Raw genomic sequence first — 6520 nt, 5'->3', positions numbered from 1 at the left:
AAGCCAGAAAAGATCGCTCATAATAAGCCTCTCTACTGTCAAAACCTAAAAATCAATAAAAACACTCAATAAAGACAATTGTTTGATCAGCTCCACATCATAGGCATCAATATTCTATTAGAATCCTATGTCATTAAAAAACTTCAATTGAAATGGCCCCACGAACAAGGATTCGGAAAGTCCTTAGAGATAGCTCGCTATACACTCGACTAGGCACTTCATCGCAGCTGGCTGGTTATCATTACCAACAAACCAAATATTTCAGGGAAAAATACAGTTAGGAATTATATTATAATTACCCCAACTGCGGCTTATAAATATTCCAACGTTCGATAAAAAAAGAAAATGAACGCAACTTACTCATAGTCCCAGACAACAATAAGCTCACAACAAGTTCGGATAAGTGCCGATCTAACATCTGTTATTTAATGATAGGGGCTTATCATTGTTGTCAAAATTTAAACGTCGCCATTTTCTTCTGGCTGCAGTTGCAATTTATGCAATCACGGCAATTAACCTGAATACGGTATCCTCTTACGCACAAGAAGAAACTGCTGCAGGCGGAACTCTCATTTATTTGGAAAAGCAACCCCATACCAGCCTTTATCCGCCAGCGGCAAGTTTTTATCCAAATGGGGGGGCTCAATCAAATTACGGATAAACTGACTTATCAAAATCCGCGAACACTTGAAATCGAACCATGGCTTGCAGAAAGTTGGGAGATTAATTCCGATGTGACAGAATATACATTCCACTTACGGGACGGCATAACATTCTCAGACGGTTCACCGGTCGATGCAAAAGCAATTGCTGCCAACTTCGATGTATATGGTCTGGGAAATATCGATCGCAAGCAAACCATTTCCGAAGCAATCAGCAACTATGAACGTAGTGAAGTGGTTGACGCTAAAACAGTAAAATTCTATTTCAAGGCATCACCACCGGGTTTCCTACAGGCTACCGCCACGCCGACATCGGGCATTGTTTCACCTGCAACACGTGCTCTTTCAGCAGATGAATTCGGTCAAGCACCCAATATTATCGGTTCAGGACCTTTCGTTGTAGCGAGTGAAAAACTCGGCACTGAAATCCAGCTAGCAGCACGAAAAGATTATAACTGGGCACCTGTAAAACTGTCTCATCAAGGTCGTGCTAAGCTTGATGGCATTACTATTCTGACTGTCCCGGAAGATGGTGTGCGCATTGGCTCACTTCTATCCCAGCAAGGTGATTTCATTCGTCAGGTTCATTCCTATGATGAGGCACAGGTAAAGGCCGCCGGTTATACGGTTTATGGAGCACAAACCCGCGGAACGACACATGCTGTTGCCTTCCGACCAAGCAAAGCACTCGTAGCAGATCGTAAAGTACGCCAAGCTTTGTTACACGCTACCAATAGCCAAGAAATCATTGATACATTGTTCACAGAGAACTATCCGAAAGCACGCTCCCCGCTTTCTTCGGTTTCTGAAGGTTTTATTGATCTCAGCAGCGAATTGGTCTTCGATCCAGACTTGGCCAAAAAATTGCTGGATGAAGCAGGTTGGAAAACCGGAGCCGACGGTATTCGTGAGAAGGAAGGCAAAAGACTTTCACTTGGCGTTTATGACTCGCTCAATTATGCACGTAGCAAAGAAACCCTGCAACTATTGGCACAGCAATGGCAAAATGTTGGTGTCGAGCTGAAACTTCTGGCCGGCGAAGCCGGTACCCGTACAAAAGATGACCTGAATCCTGAAGTTACCCCGTTAGTTCCAACCAAGGTAGAGCGTGCTGATCCGGAAGTTTTAAAAAGTCAGTATTATCCGACAACACGTGACCAGTTACGCCAACAAGGTGGCAAAGGTTTAGGAACAGAATTTGTCGACGCGAAGCTCAACGCAATTCTTGATGCAATCGCCTCTGAGCCGAATACTGCCAAACGTCTGGACCATACGCAGGATGCTCAAAAGTATCTGATTGAACAGGCTTACGTTATCCCGCTTTTCGAAGAACCGCAATCTTTCGCAGGCGCTCCATACGTAAAAGACATTGCCTTTGATGTAGTAGGTCGCCCGCTATTTTATAGCGTGTCTCTTGATCGCAAGTAATTATTTGAAATATCAATACAACTTCAGGCTTAATCCACTTGTCCCATTCTAAATATATCCTATCGAGATTGAGCCAAGCACTTGTTGTGTTGTGGGCTGCGTTCACCCTATCTTTTTTGCTATTGCAAATGATGCCCGGGGACGCGGTGCTTATTAAATATATGGGGGGAGACTTTGCGCTTTCCCCTGAACAGCTTGCCGAAATCCGCCAAATTTATGGCTCGGACAATCCGCCCCTCCAACGTTATTTTACGGCTCTTACGAACACATTGACGGGAGATTTCGGATACTCCATCCATGCTGGTGTTAAGGTGACAGCGTTGATTGGGGACAATATTCTGGCAACCTTCAGGCTGGCAGGCTTAGGTTTTCTTTTTGCGTTAATATTCAGTCTCGCACTGTCTTTTCTATCCTATTTTTCACCTTTCGCATGGCTTCGCCGTGCCATTACAATGTTGCCGTCGCTTTTTATTGCCATTCCTGTCTTTTGGCTTGGCATTATGCTTATACAAATATTTTCTTTTCGCTTCCGCCTGGTACCAGTGATTAATCCCGGCCCATGGATCGGCTTAATTCTGCCAATCGCAACACTTGCTGTTCCCGTCAGTGCACCTATCACGCAAATCCTGATGCGTAACATTGATGATGTTATGACACGTCCCTTCGTTGTGGTCGCACGCGCAAAAGGCGCCTCACTAAATTGGGTCTTTTGGAGACATGTCATTACCAATGCATCATTTCCGGTGCTTACCATCTGCGGCATGCTGTTCGGCGAATTGCTGGCTGGCGCCGTTGTTACCGAAACCGTCTTTGGTTTGAACGGTATTGGCCGCATAACTGAATCCGCAGTTGCAACACTTGACGTGGCTGTTTTGCAAGCCGTTGTCCTGCTGTCTGCTGCAACATTTGTCAGCATCAACCTCATTGTTGACCTACTTTATCCGCTGCTTGATCCAAGGCTGCGCAAAGATACAAAGGCGGCCTGATATGGGAATAGCTAAAGAAACATACGCCGGCACATCAACCGGATCAGCCCTTTCACAAAAAATACGCTCTTTCTTTGATGCAGTAAAAACAACCAGCCTTTCAACATGGCTTTCTTATGCCATTTTGCTCATTGTTATTCTTTGCGCCGTTTTTCCGGATTTTTTTGCTACGCATGATGCTGTAACAAGTAAGCCCGGACAGCAGTTAAAAGCGCCGAGTTTGACCAACTATTTCGGCACTGACACGCTTGGCCGCGATCAATATTCACGAATTATCTATGGGGCGGTGCATTCACTGAGTGGTGCATTCATCGCAACATTAGTCGGGCTTATAGTCGGCACCGCATTCGGCTTGTTCGCCGGTTCAATGGGCGGAGTTGTAGATACGATTTCTATGCGAATAGTTGACGTGCTTTTGTCTATACCAAGCCTTCTGCTTGCCTTGAGCATTATTATCTTGCTCGGTTTTGGAACGTTCAACGCATCCATTGCCGTGGGTGTAGCATCGGTGGCTGCATTTGCACGTCTTATGCGTTCTGAAGTTATCAGAGTGCGAAGCAGTGATTATATTGAAGCAGCCATTGGTAGTGGAGGCACATTCTCAAAGGTTCTTTGGCGTCATATTCTTCCAAATTCCCTTACATCCGTTATCGCCTTTTCGGCATTACAATTCGGCTCGGCTATTCTTCAGCTCTCAACCTTGAGCTTCCTTGGCTACGGTCCGCCGCCACCAACACCCGAATGGGGATTGTTGGTGGCCGAAGGGCGCAATTACATAGCAACGGCATGGTGGCTGACAGCCGCACCCGGATTAATCATCGTATTGGTCGTTTTGGCTGCAAATCAGATCAGCAAATCCGTGCGGGAACAGCTATGAAAACTAATTTATCAGTTAAGTTCGATGCTGATCACGCCTTACCAATATTAGATATCAAAGAACTAAGTATTTCTTATGGTAAGGCGGCGAAAGCAAAGCGCGTTGTCAACGGTATTTCGTTTAGCTTGAATCACGGCGAAACACTTGCCATTGTCGGCGAGTCGGGCTCCGGTAAAACAACCAAAGCGCAAGCCATTATCGGGTTGCTGACCGGCGGACAGATTGATGATGGTCAAATTCTGGTCAACGGTCAGAATATTGCACATTGGTCAGACAAACAATTGGACGTTTTACGCGGGTCACGCATTGGTCTTATATCGCAAGACCCGGTTACTTCACTTAATCCTATTCGCACTATTGGATCGCAGTTGAGTGAAATTTTAGTGCTTCACCGATTGGCGATGGGCCGAAAAAAGATCAAAGAAATAGTTCTGGAACTACTTGAAAAAGTTGGATTGCCGTCTCCTGAACTGCGTTATAATCAATACCCGCACCAGCTCTCCGGTGGAATGCGTCAGTGGGTTCTTATTGCAATGGCAATCGCTTTAAAGCCCGAGTTGATTATAGCTGATGAGCCTACGAGTGCGCTTGATTTCACTGTGCAAAAACGCATCCTTGATCTCATCGATGCTTTAAAACAAGAAACAAATGCATCCGTTTTACTTATCACTCATGATTTAGGTGTTGCTGCCCGTGCTGATGCTATTGTCGTCATGCAAGGGGGGCGCGTTATTGAAGTCGGGAGAACCGCAGACATACTGAACGCGCCGCAAAATAATTACACTAAAAAGCTGCTAAGTGATGCACCTTCATTTACTGGCAGGAAGCGGGATGTACCCCGTCTCGCAAAGATTACCCCAACAGATGACGTGGTTGTCGTTAATAATTTAAATAAAACTTTTCCGCTTGCAGGCCATCCAGAAGGCTTGCAAGCTGTGGCAAACCTGTCCTTTCGTGTCGCGCGTGGGACAACACATGCCATTGTTGGTGAATCCGGCAGCGGTAAAACAACCACAATCCGCATGGTCACAGGTTTTGAAACTGCTACATCTGGAAACATCGCTATCAGTGGCATGAGTGTATCAAATCTTAGTGGCGAACCATTACGCCAGTTTCGACGCAAGGTGCAGTTGGTCTATCAAAACCCTAATAGTTCCCTTGATCCGCGTCAGACAATCTTCAAGATTGTTGAAGAACCATTACTCAATTTTGATCCCTTATCTGCTAAGGAACGAGCTGAACGTGTGCATGAAATGATTACCCGCGTCGGTTTACCAACCGACGTTCTTCATCGCCACCCGCGCCCACTTTCCAGGGGACAACGTCAGCGCGTTGCTATTGCCCGTGCGTTGATTTTACAGCCGGAAGTTGTTGTTCTTGATGAAGCTGTGTCTGCATTGGATGTGACAGTACAAGCCCGTATTCTGACACTTTTAACCCAATTACAACATGAATTCGGACTGACTTATATATTCGTTTCTCATGATCTGGCCGTTGTGAGCCAGATCGCTGACACGGTTTCGGTCATGCAAAATGGAATTGAAGTCGAGCAAGGGCCGGTTGAAACCGTTTTTAGATATCCTGCCCATGATTACACCAAAGAACTGGTAGCAAGCATTCCTAAATTTCACGCAAATCATGGCTCTGAACTAAATCCTGCGTAACCAAATTTTATTGACCGACATAATGATGACCCGCCTGCATCCTCATAACCTTGAAGCGCTGGAAGAGCGTCTGGCCGATGACCTGCTATTGTTGAATTATCCTGCGAAGAGCTGGACGAAGCCGCTCATCAATAATCACAACACCGTTTTGTGGTGGCGGTGAAGACATAGGCTTTGCTTATGCTAAAATTCTTGCCGCAGAAGGAGTTGAAATTGTGCTGGTGACACGCACAGAAGACAAGCTTAAAAAATCAAACACCGCACTTCAGAACAATTGCGATGCTAAAGTCAGTTACATTCCAGCGGATTTGAGGCCTAGCGGATTTGGGGCAACGTGAAAGACGTATCGAAATCCTGAATAATTGCAGTGATCTAATATTTTGATCCATAATGGAGGGTGGCCACGGACCAAACGTGAATTTCGTAAATGGAGCAATGATGATTGGCTGCGCACAATAGACTTAATGATGCTAGCCCCGATTGAGCTGATAACTAGTGTAATTGATGGCATGGCAGAACGTAAATGCGGACGCATTGTTACTGTAGCCTCGCGTTTTGTGAAGGAACCTTCTTCAGAATTCGCTTTGTAAACCAGCCCACGTCTGGGCTTATCAGGTTTCATCACCGGTCTTGCGCGTCGATATGTGAGATGCTTCCTTAAAATCGGACCATTTTCAGCTGGAATTTTCCATTTATAATCCCCTTTACGGGAGAAGGAGAGTTCCATCAATGTCGGTAAATTTTAGACGCATAAATTGCGTTTGTTCTGTAACAAGCCGATAGTACGCCAATTGGCGAAGTTTGTCGTAAGGCAGGTATTGAGCCGCACTGGATTTTGCGGCGCGCAATTTGTTCGACGCTTATGCAGCTTTATTACATATTTTCATATTCTGATAGAAAGCC

General features: G+C 45.6%; 6 protein-coding genes and 1 pseudogene. All 7 read left to right on the top strand.

Annotated features, from left to right (window positions below; genetic code table 11):
* The first annotated feature begins 448 nt into the window (after positions 1-448).
* The 7 genes and pseudogenes from ACI0FR_RS12885 to ACI0FR_RS12855 all read left to right on the top strand — a co-directional run bounded on the left by ACI0FR_RS12885 (position 449) and on the right by ACI0FR_RS12855 (position 6207).
* Positions 449-661 (top strand): hypothetical protein, encoded by a 213-nt coding sequence (locus tag ACI0FR_RS12885; RefSeq protein WP_461667950.1) that lies wholly within the window; start codon positions 449-451, stop codon positions 659-661.
* Positions 633-2090, top strand: a complete 1458-nt coding sequence (locus tag ACI0FR_RS12880; RefSeq protein ID WP_461667949.1) for a TIGR04028 family ABC transporter substrate-binding protein — start codon at positions 633-635, stop codon at positions 2088-2090. The genes ACI0FR_RS12885 and ACI0FR_RS12880 overlap by 29 nt, the downstream gene beginning before the upstream one ends.
* A 146-nt stretch (positions 2091-2236) precedes the next feature.
* Positions 2237-3076 carry an ABC transporter permease gene (locus ACI0FR_RS12875; protein WP_374833170.1) on the top strand — a complete coding sequence of 280 codons (840 nt, stop codon included), beginning with the start codon at positions 2237-2239 and terminating at the stop codon, positions 3074-3076.
* 1 nt (position 3077) lies between these two features.
* Positions 3078-3953, top strand: a complete 876-nt coding sequence (locus ACI0FR_RS12870) for an ABC transporter permease (RefSeq protein WP_374833168.1) — start codon at positions 3078-3080, stop codon at positions 3951-3953.
* Positions 3950-5617: a dipeptide ABC transporter ATP-binding protein gene (locus tag ACI0FR_RS12865; protein WP_461667948.1), complete on the top strand. Its 1668-nt coding sequence runs from the start codon at positions 3950-3952 to the stop codon at positions 5615-5617. The genes ACI0FR_RS12870 and ACI0FR_RS12865 overlap by 4 nt, the downstream gene beginning before the upstream one ends.
* A 22-nt stretch (positions 5618-5639) precedes the next feature.
* A complete protein-coding gene (locus ACI0FR_RS12860) occupies positions 5640-5780 on the top strand; it encodes a hypothetical protein (RefSeq protein ID WP_374833164.1) in 141 nt (46 codons plus the stop codon).
* Positions 5713-6207, top strand: a pseudogene (locus ACI0FR_RS12855) (SDR family NAD(P)-dependent oxidoreductase). Before ACI0FR_RS12860 ends, ACI0FR_RS12855 begins: the two are co-directional and overlap by 68 nt.
* Positions 6208-6520 lie beyond the last annotated feature (313 nt).

This window comes from Paenochrobactrum sp. BZR 201-1, from assembly GCF_044987585.2.
Classification (GTDB): domain Bacteria; phylum Pseudomonadota; class Alphaproteobacteria; order Rhizobiales; family Rhizobiaceae; genus Paenochrobactrum; species Paenochrobactrum pullorum.
The sequence above is the reverse complement of the archived record's forward strand: the minus strand, read 5'-3'. Positions and strand labels throughout refer to the sequence as shown.